18 protein-coding genes are annotated in these 20887 nt (G+C 59.3%); 12 read left to right on the forward strand and 6 right to left on the reverse strand.

What is annotated here, in order from left to right; genetic code table 11:
• Positions 1–40: 40 nt before the first annotated feature.
• The 3 genes from IEX40_RS08315 to IEX40_RS08325 are packed head-to-tail and all read left to right on the forward strand — an operon-like array spanning position 41 to position 2997.
• Complete coding sequence (locus IEX40_RS08315; RefSeq protein ID WP_188747184.1) at positions 41–2146, forward strand: ATP-binding protein; 2106 nt, start codon at positions 41–43, stop codon at positions 2144–2146.
• The gene (locus tag IEX40_RS08320; RefSeq protein WP_188747186.1) at positions 2143–2505 is read left to right on the forward strand and encodes a response regulator transcription factor; all 363 of its coding nucleotides are present in this window, start codon (positions 2143–2145) and stop codon (positions 2503–2505) included. Before IEX40_RS08315 ends, IEX40_RS08320 begins: the two co-directional genes overlap by 4 nt.
• Before the next feature lie 18 nt (positions 2506–2523).
• Positions 2524–2997, forward strand: coding sequence for a chemotaxis protein CheX (locus IEX40_RS08325; RefSeq protein WP_229680650.1), 474 nt, complete (start codon positions 2524–2526; stop codon positions 2995–2997).
• A 179-nt stretch (positions 2998–3176) separates the two neighbouring features.
• Here the strand turns inward: IEX40_RS08325 and IEX40_RS08330 are convergent, their stop codons facing one another.
• The 3 genes from IEX40_RS08330 to merR form a co-directional block, all read right to left on the reverse strand.
• Positions 3177–4850 carry a flagellar assembly protein A gene (locus IEX40_RS08330; RefSeq protein ID WP_188747188.1) on the reverse strand — a complete coding sequence of 558 codons (1674 nt, stop codon included), beginning with the start codon at positions 4848–4850 and terminating at the stop codon, positions 3177–3179.
• 138 nt (positions 4851–4988) lie between these two features.
• Positions 4989–7814: an AMP-binding protein gene (locus IEX40_RS08335; RefSeq protein ID WP_188747189.1), complete on the reverse strand. Its 2826-nt coding sequence runs from the start codon at positions 7812–7814 to the stop codon at positions 4989–4991.
• Positions 7815–8161: 347 nt separating this feature from the next.
• Positions 8162–8557, reverse strand: coding sequence for a mercury resistance transcriptional regulator MerR (gene merR, locus IEX40_RS08340; protein ID WP_188747191.1), 396 nt, complete (start codon positions 8555–8557; stop codon positions 8162–8164).
• Between the two features lie 75 nt (positions 8558–8632).
• Here merR and IEX40_RS22300 point away from each other — a divergent pair, with 75 nt between their 5' ends.
• The 3 genes from IEX40_RS22300 to IEX40_RS08355 are packed head-to-tail and all read left to right on the forward strand — an operon-like array spanning position 8633 to position 9497.
• On the forward strand, positions 8633–8980 hold the full coding sequence (locus IEX40_RS22300; protein ID WP_188747193.1) for a mercuric transporter MerT family protein: 348 nt from the start codon (positions 8633–8635) through the stop codon (positions 8978–8980).
• 12 nt (positions 8981–8992) lie between these two features.
• Positions 8993–9268: a mercury resistance system periplasmic binding protein MerP gene (gene merP, locus IEX40_RS22305; protein ID WP_188747195.1), complete on the forward strand. Its 276-nt coding sequence runs from the start codon at positions 8993–8995 to the stop codon at positions 9266–9268.
• A 7-nt stretch (positions 9269–9275) separates the two neighbouring features.
• Complete coding sequence (locus IEX40_RS08355) at positions 9276–9497, forward strand: GDCCVxC domain-containing (seleno)protein (RefSeq protein WP_188747198.1); 222 nt, start codon at positions 9276–9278, stop codon at positions 9495–9497.
• A gap of 150 nt (positions 9498–9647) precedes the next feature.
• Here IEX40_RS08355 and IEX40_RS08360 read toward each other — a convergent pair whose 3' ends face one another.
• Complete coding sequence (locus IEX40_RS08360) at positions 9648–10208, reverse strand: lipid-binding SYLF domain-containing protein (RefSeq protein ID WP_188747200.1); 561 nt, start codon at positions 10206–10208, stop codon at positions 9648–9650.
• A gap of 205 nt (positions 10209–10413) precedes the next feature.
• Entirely contained in the window at positions 10414–14136 is a 3723-nt protein-coding gene (metH, locus tag IEX40_RS08365; protein WP_229680651.1) for a methionine synthase, read from the reverse strand.
• Between the two features lie 307 nt (positions 14137–14443).
• Between metH and panD the strand changes: the two genes are divergently transcribed.
• The gene (gene panD / locus IEX40_RS08370; protein WP_188747202.1) at positions 14444–14878 is read left to right on the forward strand and encodes an aspartate 1-decarboxylase; all 435 of its coding nucleotides are present in this window, start codon (positions 14444–14446) and stop codon (positions 14876–14878) included.
• Between the two features lie 83 nt (positions 14879–14961).
• On the opposite strand, the gene IEX40_RS08375 is transcribed toward panD, so the two are convergent.
• Positions 14962–15339, reverse strand: coding sequence for a gamma-glutamylcyclotransferase family protein (locus IEX40_RS08375; protein ID WP_188747203.1), 378 nt, complete (start codon positions 15337–15339; stop codon positions 14962–14964).
• A 191-nt stretch (positions 15340–15530) separates the two neighbouring features.
• On the opposite strand from IEX40_RS08375, the gene acsA reads away from it, so the two are divergent.
• From acsA to IEX40_RS08400, 5 genes are read left to right on the forward strand one after another with little or no spacing between them, the layout of a single operon-like run.
• A complete protein-coding gene (gene acsA, locus IEX40_RS08380; protein ID WP_188747205.1) occupies positions 15531–17336 on the forward strand; it encodes an acetate--CoA ligase in 1806 nt (601 codons plus the stop codon).
• Positions 17337–17342: 6 nt separating this feature from the next.
• Entirely contained in the window at positions 17343–18365 is a 1023-nt protein-coding gene (pdhA, locus tag IEX40_RS08385) for a pyruvate dehydrogenase (acetyl-transferring) E1 component subunit alpha (RefSeq protein WP_229680652.1), read from the forward strand.
• Complete coding sequence (locus IEX40_RS08390; RefSeq protein WP_229680653.1) at positions 18362–19369, forward strand: alpha-ketoacid dehydrogenase subunit beta; 1008 nt, start codon at positions 18362–18364, stop codon at positions 19367–19369. The genes pdhA and IEX40_RS08390 overlap by 4 nt, the downstream gene beginning before the upstream one ends.
• A complete protein-coding gene (locus IEX40_RS08395; RefSeq protein WP_188747207.1) occupies positions 19362–20540 on the forward strand; it encodes a dihydrolipoamide acetyltransferase family protein in 1179 nt (392 codons plus the stop codon). Before IEX40_RS08390 ends, IEX40_RS08395 begins: the two co-directional genes overlap by 8 nt.
• A 5-nt stretch (positions 20541–20545) precedes the next feature.
• Positions 20546–20794: an acyl carrier protein gene (locus tag IEX40_RS08400; protein WP_188747728.1), complete on the forward strand. Its 249-nt coding sequence runs from the start codon at positions 20546–20548 to the stop codon at positions 20792–20794.
• Positions 20795–20887: the final 93 nt, after the last annotated feature.

Raw genomic sequence — 20887 nt, forward strand, 5'->3', positions numbered from 1 at the left:
TGCTTCCTGACAATTCTTATAAGGGGTTGCAGGAGGCATCGTGAAATTTATCAATGATTTAGGAAAATATCGCGCGATCGTGATCTCGGTCGCGCTCTTTATCTTTCTTGACGCGGGTGTATTGGTCCTCAACTTTTACATCTCCAGTCAGATTGCCGATGACGCGACCAACGTAAACTTGGCAGGCCGACAACGCATGTTGTCCCAGAAGGCCACCAAGGCGTTGTTTGATTATCGCCAGGAGTATCTGAGCGGCGGCTCAGGCGAAGCTCCATTCCGTGAGATGCTTGCGGCGGTATCGCTATTCGATAAGACCCTCCAGGCGTTCGATCAAGGAGGCGAAACACTCAACGCCAGCGGTCAACCGATCTATCTCGCGGCTGTGACAGGGGCTGAATCGCGTGCCACGGTGGCGCAGAGTCTGGAGATCTGGCAACCGATACTCAGAGACTTCCATGCACTGGAAAAATTGCACGCTGATCCCTCATCCTACGCCGTATTCCTAAATCAGCTGGTCGACAGCGCCAGAGCCAACAATCTTGGTCTGCTGAAACTGATGAACGACCTGACCAACCAGTTGGAAACGGTTGCGCGAAACAAATCTGAAACCCTGCGCATGATTCAGGCAGCGGCCATTACCCTGGCGATACTCAACTTCTTCCTGATTCTATTTCACTTCATTGGTCAGCTGAGACGAAGCGATGCTGTGGCCGATGAGGCGCGGCGGGAGACGCAGGAGATTTTGAGCACTGTGCGTGAAGGTCTGTTGCTGCTGGACGACCAGTTGGTGATCGGCAGCCAGTACTCAGGATCGATCCCCGAGATCTTCGGTGAACAGGAGGTGGGCGGCACCTCCTTCCGGGACCTGCTGCAAAGCCTGGTATCGGAAGGCGACATGAACACCACGGAGGAGTACATCAAGCTGTTGCTTAACCATGAGGTGAAAGAGAACCTGATCGGCTCCCTCAACCCGCTGTCGGACGTGGAGGTCAGCGTGCCGAGCCGTAGTGGTGGCTTACAGGTGAAACACCTGTCATTTCGTTTCAACCGCGCCATCGAAGCGGGGCGTATCCGTCACATTCTGGTCACGGTGCTGGATATCACCGAGACCGTACGGCTGCGCGATGAGCTGGAGCAGGCGCAGGCGCGTCAGAGTGGTGGGTTGCAGATGGGAGTGCTCAAGGAGCTTTTGAAGTTGGATCAGACTGCTTTGGCCGGTTTCCTTTCGGAGACGGAGGGCGCATTGCTGGCGATCAACGAGATTCTCAGGGAGAAGGTTGAGGATATGTCCGGCTACCGTGACAAGGTGAACGGCAGCTACCGCATCATGCATAAGATCAAGGGCGATGCCGGTACCCTCGGCCTGCCTCATATCGTCGATGCTGCGCACAATTTCGAGGATGGACTGGAAGCGCTGCGCAACAACTCGGGTTTGAAAGGGGGGGATTTCCTGCCGCTTACCCTGTCGCTGAATGCCTTTCTCGAGCTGATCGCAGAGCTTAAGGAGATGGTTGCGTTGTTCCCGCAGCGCAAGGCGCCGGTGGCGGTAGTGGCGCCGTCGCGGTTGGAGGCGGACAAGATCGAACGGCTTGCGCGGCGTATAGCGCAGGAGCAGGGCAAGTCGGTGGAGCTGGATTTTGACTTGACAGGCCAGGAGCGCCTCTCTGCCGAACAGCTGAAACAGGTGCAGGAGTGTCTGATACAGCTGGTGCGTAACGCGGTGGTACATGGTATAGAGCCTGAGGTCGAGCGGCTGAGCGCCGGCAAAGGTGCAGTAGGGCGGATCGCCGTCAGCCTGCGGATGGAGGAGGAGGGGGTACGGATCGGTGTGCGTGACGATGGCCGGGGTATCGACCTGAAACGTCTGCGTGACAGGGCGCTGGCCAAGGGGCTGTATAGCGAACAGGAGGTGGAGACGCTGCCGCGTACGCGCCTGCTGAGCCTGATCTTCGAGCCGGGATTCTCCACCGAGGATAGCGTCCACGAACACGCCGGGCGCGGTGTCGGCATGGACCTGGTCCGCGCCGGTGTCAATCGGCTCAAAGGTCGCCTGCGTATCGCCAACAAGGCACGTCAGGCGTGCGAAATATCCTTCCTGATCCCCAATGAATCGCTGATGGAGCCGTCTCTGGCGGAGGTCGTATGAAACGGATGATGATTGTAGACGACTCCACTGTGATTCGGCGCCGGATCGAACGGACGCATGGCCTGGACAACTATGTGGTAGTGGGTTCGGCCAGCGATGGGCTCCAGGCAGTGGAGGTGGCACGGCAGCGAACGCCCGATCTGATCACGATCGACCTGACCATGCCCAACATGGATGGCATCGACGCCATCCCGATATTGGCAGAGGTCTGTCCGGGGGCCCGCATACTGGTGGTGTCTGCGCTGGCGGACAAGGCGACCGCCATCAGGGCGCTGAGCCGGGGCGCCCACGGCTTTCTGTGCAAACCTTTCACCGATGACGAGTTGCGCGATGCCCTGCATGAACTGGTGTCCGACTGACGATAAGGAGCTGTAGCCATGAAATCGGAAACCTTAAGCCAGAACCTGGATCAAGAGGCGATCGAGGTCTTTATCGACAGCCTGGCCCATTTCTACCGCCAGATCGGTGTGGATGAAGCGCAGATCGGCGTGCCCTACCTGCTGGACTCGAACAAAACGATCATCTCCGACTTTACCGGCATAATCGGCGTCTCCGGCAAGCGTAAGGGGTGCGTTTACTACACCTGTCCAAAAGCGATGCTGAGCTATATCTTGCTGGCGATGGGTGAGAAGGAAGTCAGCTCCTCCTACTTGTGCGATCTGGTAGGAGAGATCGCCAATACCATTGCGGGGAATGCTCGCAAGGCCTTCGGTTCAGACTTCATGATCTCTGTTCCGGTGGTGGTACAGGGTAAGCCTGAGCGGATTCAGTTACCGGAGTCGACGCGCAGCGTGGTGATCCCCGCCAAATGGAAGTTCTACGAATCGATTATCGTGGTTGCACTGGAGTAGTGCACCTGCCGATGCATCGACACTGTCTCGACAAATATCGGTAATAAAAAGCCAGTTGGAGTTCCAACTGGCGGTTTTCGTTGTGGCGTTTGTTTTTACTTTTGCGACTCGAACACCTCGATATAGCCATTCACTGGAAATTGCCTAACGAGGCTGCGAATACCCTCGCCGAATACCACTCAGCGTGAGACAACCTCGCTGCCTTCTCGCACAAAAGAGCATCCGACTTTGCGTGCTCGATTATTAAGGATTGCGTCATCGACTCCGATATAGACGTTTGGATAGATCGCCCCCTTTACGGTTACGATGGCATCGCTTTTCGCCTGATTACGTGCGTTTAATCGCACTCGGATAGATTTGATTCTCTTGGCTTTCTGCTCATAAGACTGCAAGGTTGCCTTGATCTTACGGCTCATATCGTTATTGATTGACGCCTTTTGCGCCGGGTTTTCGGATGCTTTGAGCAGTTTTGCCAGTTTTTCGCAGTTCTCCAGGCAGTTTTTGTGTTCCGCCCGGAGTTGCTCCTCCAGCTTGCGCTTACAGTTGATTCTGCCCGCTCTAACCACTGTGGGGACATTCGCATCACTACCCAGACTGTTGACGGCAATTTCGTTTCTGGCCATGGTCTTGCCGCCGATGATACAGCCTTTACTTCCGGGTTGAGTCAGATAGACACTGCCTTTCGCAGATAGATGACTTTGCATCACAAACTCACGAATGATGATATCGCCGGCAGCATGAAGATAAGCCAGATTGGCATATTTGGCTCTGATATTGCCTCCCGCCACGACATGCGCCTTGAGAATAAGCTCTTTGTTCTGATCGCGCCCCAGATCCTCTCCGGCGACACCGCCGACAATGGTTAGATTCCGACCGGCAATAACGGTCGCTTTTTCAACCATGCCACGGATAAAGATGTCGCCTGTCGCCTTGAGTGAAAAGCCGCTGGTGATATCCCCTTTCACTTCAACAGAACCATCGAAATCGATATTGCCGCTTGCGATATCGATCGCATCGACTCTTAATGTCGGATCTACAAAGACACCTTTGTCGATCAGTATGGGGTGTCCTTTCACTGCTGCGATCAATTGATCGGGGTTATCCGTGTCGATAATCGCGCCATCTGCGTCAGGATTAAACTCCAGCTCACAACCCGGCTCGGGCGGGAGCGTCTCACCCACCACGTTCAACCCTGGTACACCAAGCGTAGGCGGCGTTCGCCGCATCAGGATTTCACCCTTTTCAACTACGATAAAATCCTGCACCTGGTGAAAATCGACTTGATCCTCTTCCGAGTAACCTTCAAGCAGCTTCTTGCACCCTTCAACGAGCCCTTCGAACTGACTGTCAACTCCATGCTCCGGTTCAATGCCACGCGCGACACAAAGACGCTCTGCCTGACCTGCTTTAATTACCTGATCCAGTACCGCATGGTCGATACATTTCTCTTGAATTCCCCGCTCCTGCAGCTCTTCAAGCAACCATTCACGGGTAATTTTCTTGCCGCCATATGCGGGCATCGCAGTGAGGTAAACCGCCATCTTATCGGGCTGCACCACCCATTCCAGCTCGGCATCGCGCCGGTGAGCAATGGTTGCGCTGCCCTCCTTACCCTGAAGGGCTAGAGTAATCAGCTCCTGCATGTCGGAGTCCGACGTATAAAACTCTCCGTAGCCTTGCTCTTGCAATAGTGACTGAAGCGTGGGTAGGTCGAGTTTTTGAGCAGTCGGCGCGGGCGCTAGCGTTGCCAGCACAGACTGAGTGTCTGGATCGAAAGTGAGCATCACCGCCGAAACCGTAGATTGGTTTACAGCAGCGGCATCGGTAGGGGGATCTGCCGCGGATGTAGACATGGGGCCTTTATAATTTTCTTAGTGGCTAAAATTGGTTGATTAATAAACAATCAAACGTTCTATGTCTCTTTTATCATACAAAAGTCTAATGAGCAAACTGATGCTGGGGAGAGCGTTATAAAGGCGCCATTTTCCGGCTCAACACTCTCCACCTAAACGCTCAAGATCCGGTTCGTGGCAGTGGCGCAGTATATGGGCGCGGGTGGCGTCGCGCAGCGATAGCGCCTGAGTCCAGCGGTCGCCTTGCTCGGGGGCATGGAGTGGCGCGCCGATCTCTACACCGATCTCGCCCCGATAACCGTACCAGCGCTGTCCGCGCAGGATCGAGCGGGTACCGCTGAGTGCGATCGGTACGACCGGTATGCCTGCCTCGACGGCGCAGATAAAGGCGCCCATCTTGAACGGCATCAGGCCGGGGCTGTCTTGCAGGGTGCCTTCGGGAAAGAACAGCAAGCGGTGCCCTTGCTGCGCCATGTTGTTGGCCTCGCGGGCGTCGCTCAGGCTCTGCTGCGGATCCTGACGATTGATGTAGCGCACTGCCAGCCGGTCCAACAAGGTGCGCAGCAGCGGCTGGGTACGCAGCTCCGCCTTGGCGACGAAGTGCACCGGCTGCGGCATCGTCGCGACCAGAACGAAGGCATCCAGGTAGCTGGCGTGGTTGGCGACCAGCACGCAGGCGCCGTTCGCCGGGAGATTTTCGGCGCCCCGGATCTCGAGCGGGGTGCGAGTAAGCCAGGCCCAGCATCGTATGATCCGATGCAGGGCTTGCCAGCGCCTTGTCAGATTCGGCAATAGCAAAATCGCGGCGAATGCCGCCGCGGACAGTGACAGCCCGGTCAGCAGCGCATAGCCGGCGAACAGGTGGCGACCGAGGACTCGGCGCAGACGCTGCAGTAGAGGTGAGGCGGACTTCAGCAGCAGGCGGAGTAATTGGTGTCCGGGGGAGTGGGTGCGATAGTCGCCGCGGCTGTAGCGTTCGCGGCAGTCGGAGCGGCGCAGCTTGCCGCTCGAGGTCTTGAGCAGAACCCCCGGCGGAATCAGCACCACTTCGTCGGGCGGCTCGCCGATCAGGCGGCTGACGGCGCCGGCTGCTTCGCGTCTGAGATGTTCGCGTTCGCCGTCGTTGTCGGATCGGGTCTCTGCCATGACGATCAGCCGTTCGGTGCCGCCGGCCTGGTCGCACACACCGAAGGCGGCGACGCGCCCGCGGCGAAAGCCGTCGATGGCTCCCACCGCGGACTCCAGCTCTTCGGGATAGAGGTTGCGTCCGCTGCGGATGATCAGGTCCTTGCTGCGTCCGGTAATGTAGAGGCCACCTTCGGCCAGGTATCCCAGGTCGCCGCTGTCGAGCCAGTCGCCATCGAAGAGCCGTGCCGTCGCCGAGGCATTGCGGTAGTAGCCGCTGCAGGCCGACGGGCCTTGGAACTGCAATCGGCCCTGGTGCCGCTCCGGCAACTCGCGCCCGCCTTCGTCACAGATGCGGATTCGATGCGCCGGTAGTGCCTGACCGCAGCCGACGAACTCGAACGCCTCGGTGTCTGAGTCCGCTGCGGGTAGGGCCTGGCCGTCGCGCATCAGCGGGCCGCGCTGTACCCGATCGATCCGGGGTTCGCTGCCGGGCGTGGGGAAGACCAGGGCTACGCTGCTCTCAGCAAGGCCATAGACGGGATAGATCGCCTTGGCGTTGAGGCCGCAACGGGCGAAGCGCCGCTGGAAGGTGCGCAGGGTACTGGCGTTGATCGTTTCGGCACCGTTCATGGCGAGGCGCCAGCGGCTCAGGTCGAGTTCGGCCAGCAGGCTGTCGGGGACCTTGTTCAGGCAGAGTTCGTAGGCAAAGTTCGGTGCTGCAGAGAGGGTGCCGCCGTGGCGGCTCAGTGCCTGAAGCCAGCGTGCCGGACGGCCGAGAAACGCCTCGGGCGGCAGGCTAACGAGCAGTGCCGCGTGGTAGAGGCTGCCGAGCCAGGCGCCGATCAAGCCCATGTCGTGATAGAGCGGCAGCCAACTGACGAACACATCCCGACTGGTGGCGTCGATCGCCTTGCCGGCGGTGCGGATGTTGGCCAGCAGGTTGGCGTGGCTCAGGATCACCCCCTTGGGGCGGCCGGTACTGCCGGAGGTGTATTGCAACAGGGCGATATCGTCGCGCTGCGGTATGACCGGCTCTGCGATGGGCGTCCCGCCCTGAGTAACGCGCTCCAGCGTCGCCGTGGTGACCACGGCTAAAAGGGTTGGTACCTGCGCCTTGAGCAGTTGGCACAGGGCGGTTGCTTCGACCGGTGCGATCAGCAGCTTGGCCTGACAGTTGTCGAGAATCGATGCCTGGCGGACGAGATGGTCCTCGAGCTGGCTGGGGCGCATCGGCGGGTAGATCGGTACCGGTATGGCACCGGTCATCAGAATGCCGAAAAAGCTGACGAAGTAGTCGCGCCCCGTCGGCAGCATCAATGCTACGGTCTGGCCGGCTGCGAGTCCGTGCTGCCGCAGCCCGGCGGCGACGCAAGCGGCGCCCTGCCACAGTTCGCCATAGGTCAGATCCGGGCTGCTGCCCTGGTCGTTGTAGAAATGGATGTGGGGTCGGTCGGGATGCCGTTCGACATGCCAGGCCAAGACCTCGACAAGGCTGTCGGCCTGGCTTGGCAGCCCTTCGGTGCGCTCCAGGGGAGTCGAAGGGGCGGGGTGGGACTGTGGTCCGGTAGGGGAGGCGCGCGCCAGCAGGCGCAGCAGGTCGCGGGGTGTTTCGATTTCGGCGAAGGTGCGCTCCGGCAGACTGACCTCGAACTGTCTCTCGATGCGGGACAGAAGCTCCGCCCGGCTCAGGCTGTCGAGCCCGAGATCGCCGTCGAGGGTGCTGTCCAGCGTTGCCGGATCGGTCCTCTGATTGGGGTGCAGCTCCGCCCCCAGCTCTTCGATCAACTGCAGCAGTGCCGCCTGTCTTTGCCGCGCGTCGGGGCGCTCCGTCGGCATCACCGGCTCCGGTGTCTTCTTACGTTATCTCTAGCATAGGCGATCGGGCAGTATCGCGGTCGGCGTTGTTCGTGAACTGCCTGCCCATACCTCGGCGGGTATCGATTCTTGACTACGCTTTAGTGTTCCAGGTGATGCTTGGACAAAAGGCATGTCCGATGAGATGAGTGGGAAGGATAAGTCATGAGCTTACCAAGTATCGTACAACGGGGTTGGGATATGGTCGTGCAGGAGTTCGATGGCCGGGCGGTTTGATGCCATTGTTCCATCCACGCAAGAAAGGACGTATGGCTTATGGCCAGGAAACGGCCACAGTTCCGATGATGCCGTAGCAGCACAGCCCCCCGTTAACCTCTGGAGAGCGCTTGGATGATGGGGCAATCAGTACCGCTCTCGGCATCGCACTGCTGTATCAGTCCGGCCAGAGCCTGCTGCATGGAGGCTAGGTCGGCCATCTTCCGCTCGATCAGGGCAAGCTTGCGGGTGGCCATCTCCTGCGTATTCGCGCAGCGGTTGGAGTTATCCAGCGCCAGCAGTTCATCGATCTCGGACAGGGTGAAGCCCAACGCCTGCGCACGCTTGATAAAGCGCAACCGCTCGACATGCTCGATCGGGTACCGCCGATACCCGTACTGGGGTTTGGGCGGTTCGGTCAGAAGGCCGCGCCGCTGATAGTAGCGGATCGTTTCGACGTTGACGTCCGCCGACTTGGCCAGTTGGCCGATGCTGAGTAGATCCGACATTGCGCTCTCCTTGATTCCGTACTTGGGTACGGAGTTTATACTAGTAGTCGAGCAAAAGACTTCAAGGGGCTGACCATGCCGCTGCTCTCCGGCAAAAACTCACTGATAGCGAGCGCTCTGGCCGCCATCGGGGCGTCTGTCTGCTGTGTCGGGCCGTTGGTTTTACTGATACTCGGTATCGGTGGTGCCTGGGTGTCCAATCTGACGGCGATGGAACCGTTTCGACCCTACTTTATTGCGTTGACACTGTTGTTTCTTGCAGCGGCGTTCCATCGGCTCTATCTGGTACCGTGGCGCTGCGAAACCGGTCGCATCTGTGCCGATCCCGGCGTTCTAGGCAAGCAGCGGCTGCTGTTCTGGATCGTCACCGCGCTGCTGCTTGGCCTGCTGGCGGTGCCTTGGCTGGCGCCGCTATTCTACTGAGAGGAGATTCCCATGCGTAAGCTTCTGTCAGCCGTACTCCTGAGCCTACCCTTGGCGACCCTGGCCGGACCACCGGAAACGGTCACTCTGGCGGTGCAGAACATGACCTGTGCGCTCTGTCCGATCACGGTGCGAAAGTCGTTGGAAAAGGTGGAAGGGGTCAGTGCGGTCGAGGTCGATTTCGACAGCAAAACGGCGACCGTTACCTATGATCCGGAGCAGGCCCGACTGCAGGCGCTGACGGAAGCAACGACTAATGCGGGCTATCCGTCCACGGTGCAAGAGTGAGGGGCGAATGAGCGAGATACAGCTCGAGTCGGTGCTGACCTGTCCCCACTGCGGTCATGCCGTGAAGGAGGTGATGCCTACCGATGCCTGCCAGTACTTTTACGAGTGCCGGAACTGTAAGCAACTGCTGCGGCCGAAGCCCGGCGACTGCTGCGTATTCTGCTCCTACGGTTCGGTCAAGTGTCCGCCGGTGCAGCAGCAAAAAAATTGTTGTGAGGGTCCTGGGTAAGATATCGCCGGCCGGTCAAGTATCCTGATGTGGCCTCGGTGGTACTGAACATTACGCGTGACATAGAGCAAGGATAGACGGGTGGCGTTACACGGATCGAGGACCGCCGTTGAATCGGGACAGGCGCCAACTACACCTGTCCGTGTGGATTTAGCGTTCGATCAGGGAGATCTTTGTACCTTCGATCGTGATGCCGGCCATCAATCCCTGTTGACTGAAGATGAATGCGTACGCGTCATCTTTCAGGGATGTCGTCGATAGGTTCTTGGCAATACCTTCATCCACCAGAACGACGGTAGGACCTACGCCGAGCTCCCAGCCCTTCGATTCTTCAAGATACTTCACGGCATTGTCGCTCATCAGAAAAACGGCGTAGGCATAGGTCTGCGCGCCGATCTGCAGTCCCCAGGAGCCGCTGACCGAGTTGTAATAATCGACCACGGTCGAGCCTTTCATCAAAGCGCCTTCCCCGTAGCTGCCGCCGAATACTAAACCGGCCTTGAGCATATTGGGGAACACCAGTACCGCCTTGGCTTTGCGTGAAAGGATCTCGGCTACCGGTTGGACTCTATAGAGTGTCTGCAACGCCTGTCGGCAGTCCTGGTTCAAGTCCTCTGCTGTCGCAGCCCGTGCCGAGTTTATCAAGGCCATCGGTAGTACTGACGCCATCGCGAGCAGTAACACGAAGAGATAACGTTGAATTCCAAACATTTTTTGTCCCTCCCGACTTGGGATGTGTTCGAAATGGGCTAATGAAAAAGTGAATTTACCCACTTACAGTCTAAGCGCTAGTGAGTATTGAGTCAGGGGTGGTTCGTTGCGAGAGCGGGGGAGCAGCAAAAGAAAGCCGGTGGAATAGTGCAATTCCACCGGCTTCTATGTGTTTCGGATAAGTCGCTTTGAAAGAGCTTACCGGTTAACCTTGCTCCGGCTCGTAGCCCAAGTTAGGTGCCAGCCAGCGCTCGGCGTCTTCCATACTCATGCCCTTACGCTTGGCGTAGCTCTCCACCTGGTCTTCGCTGATCTTGGCGACACCGAAATACTGCGACTGCGGGTGGCTGAAGTACCAGCCACTGACGGCAGCCGTGGGTAGCATGGCAAAGCTGTCGGTGATGGTCATACCGACCTTTTTCTCCACGTCGAGCAGTTCCCAGAGCAGACCTTTCTCGGTGTGATCGGGGCAGGCGGGGTAGCCCGGCGCCGGACGAATACCGGTGTACTGCTCCTTGATCAGCGACTCGTTGTCGAAGCTCTCATCGGCGGCGTAGCCCCAGAACTCCTTTCGTACCCGCTCATGCATCCGCTCGGCGAACGCTTCGGCGAGACGGTCGGCCAGCGCCTTGATCATGATGCTGTGGTAGTCGTCGTGGTCCGCTTCATATGCAGCGACGATATCGTCGATGCCGATACCGGCGGTGACGGCGAAGGCGCCGACCCAGTCCTCCTTGCCGCTCTCCTTGGGCGCGACGAAGTCGGTCAGGCACATATTGGCCTTGTCATTAACCTTCTGCATCTGCTGTCTGAGGTGGTGAACACGCATCAGGCGCTTGCTGCGGCTGTCATCGCTGTACAACTCGATATCGTCGTGTCCCACCGAGTTGGCCGGGAACAGGCCGATCACGGCGCGCGCTTTGAGCTTCCTGTTGTCGATGATATCGCGCAGCATCAGCTTGGCGTCTTCATACAGCTTGCGCGCTTCCTCGCCGACGATCTCGTCATCAAGGATGCGCGGAAAACGACCGGCCAACTCCCAGGACTGGAAGAACGGCGTCCAGTCAATGTACCGGGTCAGCTCTTCCAGATCGTAGTCATCGAAGACGTGGATGCCGGGCTTGATCGGCTTGGGCGGGGTGTAGTTATCCCAGTCGATCTTGAAGCGGTTTTCGCGGGCCGCTTCCAGCGTGACACGGCGCTGGTCGTTCTGGCGCGCGGCATGGCGCTCGCGCACCGCCTGGTAGTCTTCCTGAATCTCCTTCACGAAGGCTTCGCGGCGGGTGTCGGAGAGCAGGTTGGAGGCGACGCCCACCGAACGCGACGCGTTGGTGACGTGTACCACCTGGTTGTTCTTGTAGTTGGGCTCGATCTTCACCGCCGTGTGTGCCTTGGAAGTGGTGGCACCGCCGATCAGCAGTGGGATATCGAAGCCCTGGCGCTGCATCTCCTTAGCTACATGCACCATCTCGTCCAGTGACGGGGTGATCAGGCCCGAAAGTCCGATAATGTCGGCGTTCTCTTCGCGGGCGGTCTTCAGAATTTTTTCTGCGGGCACCATGACGCCGAGATCGACGATCTCGAAGTTATTGCACTGCAGGACCACGCCGACGATGTTCTTGCCGATATCGTGCACGTCGCCCTTTACGGTTGCCATTACCACCTTGCCGGCGGAGCTGCTGGCACTGCCGGCCTTCTCCTCCTCGATGAACGGCATCAGGTAGGCCACCGCCTTCTTCATCACGCGGGCGGACTTCACCACCTGGGGCAGGAACATCTTGCCGGAGCCGAACAGGTCGCCGACGATGCCCATGCCGTCCATCAACGGACCTTCGATCACCTGCAGCGGGCGCTCGTAGTTGTGGCGGCACTCCTCGACATCCTCGTCGATGTAGTCGGCGATACCCTTGACCAGTGCATGGGACAGGCGCTTGTTGACCTCCCAGCCGCGCCATTCCAGATCCTGTTGTACCGAGGAGGCGGACGCGCCGCCGCGGTATTTCTCGGCCAGCTCCAGCATCCGCTCGGTACCGTCTTCGCGACGGTTGAGCACGATATCCTCGACATGCTCGCGCAGATCTTCCGGCAGGTCGTCGTAGATCGCCAGCTGGCCGGCGTTGACGATCCCCATGTCCATACCCTGCTTGATGGCGTGGTAGAGGAATACGCAGTGGATCGCTTCGCGTACCTTGTCGTTGCCGCGGAAGGAGAACGACACGTTGGAGACACCGCCCGATATCTTGGCGTAGGGCAGGTGCTGCTTGATCCAGCCGGTGGCGTTGATGAAGTCCACGGCGTAGTTGTTGTGCTCTTCGATACCGGTGGCGATGGCGAAGATGTTGGGGTCGAAGATAATATCTTCCGGAGGGAAACCAACCTTGTCGACCAGCACGCGGTAAGAGCGCTCGCAGATCTCGATCTTGCGCTGATAGGTATCGGCCTGACCGGTCTCGTCGAACGCCATCACTACAACGGCGGCACCGTAGCGGCGGATCTTGCGCGCCTGCTCGATGAACTTCTCCTCACCCTCCTTGAGGCTGATGGAGTTGACCACGCCCTTGCCCTGGATCCGTTTCAGGCCCTCCTCGATCACCTCCCACTTGGAGGAGTCGAGCATGATCGGTACGCGGGAGATATCCGGTTCGGAGGCGATCAGGTTGAGGAAACGGTTCATCGCCGCGATGGCGTCGAGCATCCCCTCATCCATGTTGATGTCGATGATCTGGGCTCCGTTCTCCACCTGCTGGCGCGCCACGTCGAGTGCGGTCTCGTAGTCGCCCTCCTTGATCAGGCGGCGGAACTTGGCGGAGCCGGTGACGTTGGTGCGCTCGCCCACGTTGACGAACAGCGTCTCGGCACCGATGTTCATCGGCTCCAGGCCGGACAGGCGACACTCGACGGCTATCTCCGGGATCTGGCGTGGCGCCTGGTCGAGCAGACCCTCGCGGATCACGCGGATATGCTCCGGCGTAGTACCGCAGCAGCCGCCGACGATGTTGACAAAGCCAGACTGCGCCCATTCGCGGATCTCGTCGCGCATCTGCTCCGGAGTCTCGTCGTACTCACCGAAAGCGTTGGGTAGACCGGCGTTCGGGTGCACGGAAACGAAGGTGTCGGCAACACGGGAGAGTTCCTCTACGTATTGGCGCAGCTCCTTGGGACCGAGTGCACAGTTGAGTCCGATGCTGATCGGGTTGGCGTGACGCACCGAGTTCCAGAACGCCTCGGTGGTTTGGCCGGACAGGGTACGGCCGGAGGCGTCGGTGATCGTGCCGGAGATCATCACCGGCAGACGGATGCCCTGGTCGTCGAAGTACTGCTCCACGGCGTAGATCGCCGCCTTGGCGTTCAGCGTATCGAAGATGGTCTCGATCAGGATGATATCGGCGCCGCCCTCGACCAAACCGTCCACCGACTCGGTGTAGGACTCCACCAGCTGATCGAAGGTGACGTTACGGAACCCCGGGTCGTTCACATCCGGCGAGATGGTCGCGGTGCGGTTGGTCGGGCCGAGCACCCCGGCCACGTAGCGCGGGCGGTCCGGCGTCTGTGCCGTCATCTCGGCGCAGGCTTCCTTGGCCAGACGGGCGGCGGCCACGTTGATCTCGCGCGACAGCGTTTCCATCTCGTAATCCGCCATCGCGATCTGTGTGGCGTTGAAGGTGTTGGTCTCGATGATATCGGCACCGGCCTTCAGGTACTCCAGATGGATATCGCGGATCAGATCCGGCTGGGTGAGCACCAGCAGGTCGTTGTTCCCCTTTACATCCAGATGCCAGTCGGCGAAGCGCTTGCCGCGATAGTCCGCTTCCTGCAGGCCGTGTGACTGAATCATCGTACCCATACCGCCGTCGAGAATCAGGATACGGTCGGCCAGGGTTTTACTCAGGGTGTTGTATAGGGAGTTCAGCAAAGTGGTGTCGCTCACGTGTCGCTTTCCATCCGGGTGACTTCAAAAAGGGGAATATTGTACTGCAAATAGGTTGGGCTATGTCTGAGACCGCTTCATCTTTCTTTGAATATGGCTCACGTGGAGAGGAGCTGCTGTCGGTTCGAAATCTATTTAAAGAAGGCTGTTGTTGACCCCAAGATTTAAACCTATCGGTCAAGATCGGCGACTTTCTGGAAATCTGTACCGTAACCGCCTAATATGTCGCCCCGTTTGGCCCGGTTAAGCGGTGCCGTTTCGGATAGAGCCGTCATGCTCTCCATTTTGATATTCAGGGGGTAGAAAGATGCTGCAGACCTTCCTTAAAGCCAAGTTGCACCGTGTAACCGTAACCCACGCCGAACTTCACTACGAAGGCTCCTGCGCCATTGACGGCGACCTGCTTGATGCCTCTGGCATCCGTGAATACGAGATGGTCCATATCTATAACATCAACAACGGCGAGCGTTTCACCACCTACGCTATCCGTGCCGAAAACGGTAGCGGCGTTATCTCCGTCAATGGTGCTGCCGCGCATAAGGCAAGCAAGGGCGATCTGCTGATCATAGGCGCCTATGTGCAGTTGACCGAGAAAGAGATCGACACCTTCCAACCGACTCTGTGTTATTTCGAAAACGCCGAGAATGACAGCGGCGTTGGCGTCAACGATGACGCGTTGCGTGCCCGCAACAAGATGACCGGCATGAAGTCGGCCATCCCGGTGCAGACTGCGGATATGTGATAGCTTCTCTGCTCACATTCTGCTCAAGTAAAAGCCGCTTTTAAGCGGCTTTTTTGCACAATTCTGTAAGCAGAAATGCAATGCTAACTCCTCTCGTGGTAGTACATTGCCCAATCCCCAGAGGTCACTCGGGGTGTGTCGCCAAGGTACTGGTTGTAGATATACAGCCAGCTCGCACCACGGGAGGTCTGGACCTGTTCCCTGATATACAGGCTCCCCTCTATATTCTCGGGGTAGTACCACTCCAACCGATCCAGCTTTTCAATATGGTGATGCTGCACTTCATACAGCTCAACCACGATCTGCGTATGTTTTGCTCTGACCGCCGCGGGAAAATGACCAAGGTCGTACAGCGCAAAGCCGGAAAGACACTCCCTGCCGACCAAACGTGCCTCATGAAGTAGATGATGGTTGTGTAGCCCTGCCCGGAGGCTGCCGTATACGGCGACTAAGCGAGTCATACTGCAAAAACTCAATCGAAAAAGAACGGTGATCTGACCCTGCACAGTGATACCACCGACGCCGTTAACAGTATGTACCGCCTAATGGGTAATTACCGCCAACGTTTAGCATTGGCCCCGTTTTGACACCGGGAGATGCCCGTCTATGCTGAAAGCCACAACCGATGTAAGGACTAAACAAGGTTCCCGCAATGGCTTCCAGTACGCACAACCCGGACCGCCCCGATGCCGCTTCCGACCGGTATCCGGTTATCCATAAGGGACCTGTTCCGGGTAGGGTGGAGCCCAATCTACAGGACTATGACGCGACAAGGGCAGGTTTTACGTGGCAGGCGATCCGTGCGGAGTTGAACGGTCTGCCCAACAATCAGGGAATCAATATCGCCTACGAGGCGGTGGATCGCCACCTCGCGAAGGGGCGGGGCGACAAGATCGCTCTGCGCTGGCTCGGTAAGACGGGCGACTGCCGCGAGTTCAGTTTTGATGACCTGTATCGCCAGACCAACCGCGTTGCCAACCTGTTACAGACACTCGGTATCCAAAAGGGTGACCGGGTATTCGTGCTTTGTACCCGTATACCTGCACTCTATATCGCGGCCTTGGGTACGCTGAAGCATCGTGCCGTATTCTGTCCGCTGTTTTCCGCCTTCGGACCTGAGCCGATCGCCGAGCGGGTCAATGCAGGCGACGGCAGGGTGCTGGTTACCACGCGTCGGTTATATGAGAAGAAGATCGCGCCTTTTCGAGACAGCATGCCCAAGCTGGAGTTTGTGCTGCTGGTGGATGAGGCCGGCGAAGAGGTAGACATTCCCGGCACTCTCGATCTGCTCGCCTTGATGGGCGAGGCCAGCGACGCGTACACCATCGGGCCCACCGACCCTGAAGATATGGCGCTGCTGCATTTCACCAGTGGTACCACCGGCAAACCCAAGGGGGCGATCCATGTGCATCAGGCTGTACTGATGCACTACATGACCGGCAAGTATGCGCTGGATCTGCACGAGGACGATATCTTCTGGTGTACCGCCGATCCCGGCTGGGTAACGGGTACCTCCTACGGCATCATCTCACCCTTGTTGCACGGCGTGACCATGTTGGTGGACGAGCCCGATTTCGATGGCCCACGCTGGTATAGCATCCTTCAGGAGCAGAAGGTGACGGTGTGGTATACGGCGCCCACGGCGATCCGCATGCTGATGAAGCTGGGGACCGATCTGGCCAAACAGTACACACACCCAAGTTTGCGTTTCGTCGCCAGTGTGGGTGAGCCGCTTAATCCAGAGGCTGTGGTCTGGGGCCAGCAGGCGCTGGGCCTGCCGATCCATGATAACTGGTGGCAGACCGAAACCGGCGGCATCATGATCGCCAACCTACCGGCGCTGGATATCCGTCCCGGCTCCATGGGACGCCCGCTGCCTGGTGTCACCGCCTGCATCGTGCGTCGGCTGGAAGGAGGCGGTATCGAAGAGGTCGACGCGCCGGGCGAGGAGGGGGAACTGGTGCTCAAGCCGGGCTGGCCCTCCATGTTTCGTGGCTATTTGCACAATGAAGAGCGTTACGATCGCTGCTTTGTCGACGGCTGGTACCTGACCGAAGACCTGGCGATGCGTGATGCCGACGGTTACTTCTGGTTTGTCGGTCGTGCCGACGATGTGATCAAGTCTGCCGGCCATCTGATCGGCCCGTTCGAGGTGGAGAGTGCGCTGATCGAACACCCGGCGGTGGCAGAGGCCGGGGTGATTGGCGTGCCGGAACCGACGCTGGGTCAGATGGTGAAAGCCTTTGTCAGTCTCAATCCCGGTTACGCGCCGAGTGAGGCGCTCAAGCGTGAACTGCTTGGCCATGCGCGCAAGCGATTGGGCGCCGCGGTGGCGCCGAAGGAGATCGCTTTCGAGGAGAAACTGCCGAAGACGCGCAGCGGAAAGATCATGAGACGCCTTCTGAAGGCGCGGGAGACCGGTGAAACCCTGCGCGATACCTCGACCCTTGAGGATTGAGGTCGAGTGCGTCAATTGGAGAGCCGTGCGATGAACGAAGCGCCTAAACCACTACCGGATAACGTCGATGGCGAGCATGCGCTTGCGCTGTTTACCGAGATGGTGCGTGTGCGCCGTTTCGAGGAAAAGTGTGCGGAGATGTACAGCAAGGGGGCGATTCGCGGCTTTCTACACCTTTATATCGGCGAGGAGGCAGTGGGTACCGGCATCATGCAATCCGTAGCACCCCAGGATGCGGTGGTTGCCACCTATCGCGAACACGGCCACGCCCTGCTACGTGGTATCCCGATGAACGTCGTGATGGCGGAGATGTTCGGCAAGCAGGAGGGCTGCTGCCGTGGCCGCGGCGGATCCATGCACCTGTTCGACAAGGACACCCACTTCATCGGCGGTAACGCCATCGTTGGTGGCGGAATGCCCGTGGCTGTGGGGTATGCGCTCGCGGCCAGTATGCGCGGCCAAGACGCGGTAGCCTGGTGTATCTTCGGTGAAGGCGCCATGGCCGAGGGCGAGTTTCACGAGTCGATGAACCTGGCTGCGCTATGGCAACTGCCGGTGGTGTTCTGCTGCGAAAACAACTTCTACGCCATGGGCACAGCACTGGAACGCTCCGAGTCGGAAACACGTCTCGTGGAGAAGGCACGCAGTTACAAGGTGACCGCCGAGGTGGTCGACGGTATGGATGTGTTGGCGACGGAAGCGGCGGCAAGACGGGCAGCAGAAAGTACCCGTACCGGCAATGGTCCCTATTTTATCGAGTTCCAGACCTACCGCTTCAGGGCGCACTCCATGTTCGACGCCGAGCGCTATCGCTGCAGGGAGGAGGTGCATGAGCATGAGCTGCACGGCCCGTTGCGCATCTTTGCCGCTCGTCTGCAGGCATCCGGTCTGCTGGATGACGAGAAGCGTGCCGCGCTGGAAGCGGAGATCGCCGCCGAGATCGATGCCGCCGTAGCCTTTGCCGAGGCGGGTACGCCGGAGCCGGTCGGCGAGTTGACCCGTTATGTCTACTCGGAGGCGCATGTATGAACAGCACGGCAACCGAGGGGATGCGCGAGATCACCTACCGCGAAGCGGCACGGGAGGCCCTGCACGAGGCACTGACCAACGACGACCGCGTTTTCTTGATGGGCGAGGACGTGGGCCGGTATGGCGGTTCCTATGCCGTGAGCTTGGGCTTTCTTGATGAGTTCGGCCCCGATCGCATCCGTGACACGCCGCTCTCCGAGTCCGCCTTCGTCGGAGCGGGGATAGGCGCTGCCATCGGCGGCATGCGCCCTATCGTCGAGGTGATGACGGTCAACTTTAGCCTGCTGGCAGCCGACCAGATCATCAACACCGCCGCCACCTACCTGCACATGTCCGGCGGCCAGTTCAACGTGCCGCTGGTGATCCGCATGGCCACCGGTGGCGGTCTGCAACTGGCAGCGCAGCACTCGCACAGCCTGGAGAACCTATATGCCCATGTGCCGGGGCTGAAGGTGGTGGTTCCCGGCACGGTGGAGGATGTGCGCGGCATGCTGCTTACCGCGCTGGCCGATCCGGATCCGGTGCTGATCTTCGAACATATCCTGCTCTACAACCGCAAGGGCGTGCTACCGGTGCAGGCCGGTGCCGTCGACATCGATCAGGCCCGGGTGCGTCGTGAGGGTACTCAGGTGAGCTTGATCACCTACGGCGGATCCCTGTGGAAGTGCCTGGACGCAGCCGAGGTGCTCGAGCAACAGGGTATCGATGCCGAGGTACTGGACCTGCGGACCCTTCGGCCGCTGGACGATGCCAGCATCATGGCGACGGTGACGAAAACGCGCCGCGTGGTGATCGTTGATGAAGGCTGGCGCAGCGGCGGGATCTCGGCAGAGATTACCGCCCGTATCCACGAGCAGGCGTTCTATGAGCTGGACGTGCCGGTACAGCGAGTCTGCACCGCGGAGGTGCCGATCCCTTATGCCAAACAACTGGAAGAGGCCGCTCTGCCGCAGGTGAGCGATATCGTTGCAGCAGCGCAACGGGTGGTGAACGGCCATGGCTGACTTCATCATGCCCGCCCTGGGTGCCGACATGGAGGAGGGCACGCTGGTCGAGTGGATGGTAAAGCCCGGTGACCAGGTGAAAAGTGGCGACGTGGTAGCGGTGATCGAGACCGTCAAGGGCGCCATCGAAACCGAGATTTTTGAAAACGGTACCGTCGGTGAATTACGGGTGAAGGTAGGAGAAACGGTGCCGGTCGGAACGGTTCTGGCCACCATCCTTGGCAACGAAGAGGAGAAGGCCGAAGCGGCTGCCTCCGCACCGGCAACGCCGGTGCACGCGGCGCCGGAGACAGCGCCGAAACCACAGGTTCCCGTCGCCCCTAAGGCGCCTGCCGGTGCGGTACGTGCGTCCCCAGCGGCGCGCAAGCTGGCCATGGAAGCCGGAGTGGACCTGGCGCGGCTAAAAGGTACTGGGCCGGGCGGTGCCGTCACGCTGGCTGACGTACAGGCCGCGGCTGGGGCCAGCAGCGTCGCCGAACCGCCTTCAGCGCCCAAGCGAGGCTTCGACCCCGAGGCGATGCGCCGGGGCATTGCCGCCGCCATGGCGAAGTCGAAGCGTGAGATTCCGCACTACTATCTCTCTACTCAGATCGATATGACCCGGGCGCTGCAGTGGCTCTCCGCGGCCAATGCCAAGCGCAAGATTGGTGATCGTCTGCTGCAACTGGTGCTGCCGTTGAAGGCGCTGGCATTGGCGCTGCGTGAAGTACCGGAGTTGAACGGCTTTTACAGTGAAGGTGCGTTCCAGCCAAACGAGCAGATCCATATCGGCGTGGCGATCGCGTTACGCGGTGGCGGGCTGGTGGCGCCGGCGCTGCACGATGTGGATAAAAAGTCACTGGATGAGCTGATGCGCGACCTCAACGATCTGATCACTCGCGCGCGCACCGGCATGCTGCGCAGCTCGGAGATGACGGATCCAACCGTTACTCTTACCAATATGGGTGATACCGGTGTGGAGGGGATCTTCGGCATCGTCTATCCACCCCAGGTAGCGATCGTTGGTCTTGGGCGGGTGGTTGAGCGGCCCTGGGTGGTAGAGGGCACGCTCGAGCCACGGCCTATCATGCTGGCGTCGCTGTCTGCCGATCACCGTGCCAGCGACGGCCACAGAGGCGGCATCTTTTTGAACACCTTTGACAAACTGCTGCAGAAACCGGAGGCGTTGTGAGCGCAATGGAAAATACCCCTGACCAGGTCCGCGCCATCCTGCAGCGGGAGCTGGGTAATATCGCCCCCGAGGCGGACCTTGACACTCTGGCGCCGACGGTAGATCTGCGCGAGGAACTGGATATCGACTCCTTCGACTTCGTCCGTTATATCGCGGCAGTGAGCGAGGCGTTAGACGTGGATGTGCCCGAACAGGACTATATGCAGTTCTCCACTCTGCAAGGGGCGCAAAACTACCTACTCAATCTGCCTTGAGAGCGAAGCTGGCCCCAGCTTGTGTGAATCGCTTCCACGCGCGGCTCGGTACAATTGTTACCCCCACAATCGATTGTCGCACTGACAAAAATG

This window comes from Marinobacterium zhoushanense (genome assembly GCF_014641945.1).
Taxonomy (GTDB): Bacteria; Pseudomonadota; Gammaproteobacteria; order Pseudomonadales; family Balneatricaceae; genus Marinobacterium_D; species Marinobacterium_D zhoushanense.

What these genes read in the sequence shown, in the direction of transcription:
- IEX40_RS08320 (WP_188747186.1), top strand. Translation starts at nt 2,143, where the DNA reads ATGAAACGGATGATGATTGTAGACGACTCCACTGTGATTCGGCGCCGG.
- IEX40_RS08325 (WP_229680650.1), top strand. Translation starts at nt 2,524, where the DNA reads ATGAAATCGGAAACCTTAAGCCAGAACCTGGATCAAGAGGCGATCGAG.
- IEX40_RS08330 (WP_188747188.1), bottom strand. Translation starts at nt 4,850, where the DNA reads ATGTCTACATCCGCGGCAGATCCCCCTACCGATGCCGCTGCTGTAAAC.
- IEX40_RS08335 (WP_188747189.1), bottom strand. Translation starts at nt 7,814, where the DNA reads ATGCCGACGGAGCGCCCCGACGCGCGGCAAAGACAGGCGGCACTGCTG.
- merR (WP_188747191.1), bottom strand. Translation starts at nt 8,557, where the DNA reads ATGTCGGATCTACTCAGCATCGGCCAACTGGCCAAGTCGGCGGACGTC.
- IEX40_RS22300 (WP_188747193.1), top strand. Translation starts at nt 8,633, where the DNA reads ATGCCGCTGCTCTCCGGCAAAAACTCACTGATAGCGAGCGCTCTGGCC.
- merP (WP_188747195.1), top strand. Translation starts at nt 8,993, where the DNA reads ATGCGTAAGCTTCTGTCAGCCGTACTCCTGAGCCTACCCTTGGCGACC.
- IEX40_RS08355 (WP_188747198.1), top strand. Translation starts at nt 9,276, where the DNA reads ATGAGCGAGATACAGCTCGAGTCGGTGCTGACCTGTCCCCACTGCGGT.
- IEX40_RS08360 (WP_188747200.1), bottom strand. Translation starts at nt 10,208, where the DNA reads ATGTTTGGAATTCAACGTTATCTCTTCGTGTTACTGCTCGCGATGGCG.
- panD (WP_188747202.1), top strand. Translation starts at nt 14,444, where the DNA reads ATGCTGCAGACCTTCCTTAAAGCCAAGTTGCACCGTGTAACCGTAACC.
- IEX40_RS08375 (WP_188747203.1), bottom strand. Translation starts at nt 15,339, where the DNA reads ATGACTCGCTTAGTCGCCGTATACGGCAGCCTCCGGGCAGGGCTACAC.
- acsA (WP_188747205.1), top strand. Translation starts at nt 15,531, where the DNA reads ATGGCTTCCAGTACGCACAACCCGGACCGCCCCGATGCCGCTTCCGAC.
- IEX40_RS08390 (WP_229680653.1), top strand. Translation starts at nt 18,362, where the DNA reads ATGAACAGCACGGCAACCGAGGGGATGCGCGAGATCACCTACCGCGAA.
- IEX40_RS08395 (WP_188747207.1), top strand. Translation starts at nt 19,362, where the DNA reads ATGGCTGACTTCATCATGCCCGCCCTGGGTGCCGACATGGAGGAGGGC.
- IEX40_RS08400 (WP_188747728.1), top strand. Translation starts at nt 20,546, where the DNA reads ATGGAAAATACCCCTGACCAGGTCCGCGCCATCCTGCAGCGGGAGCTG.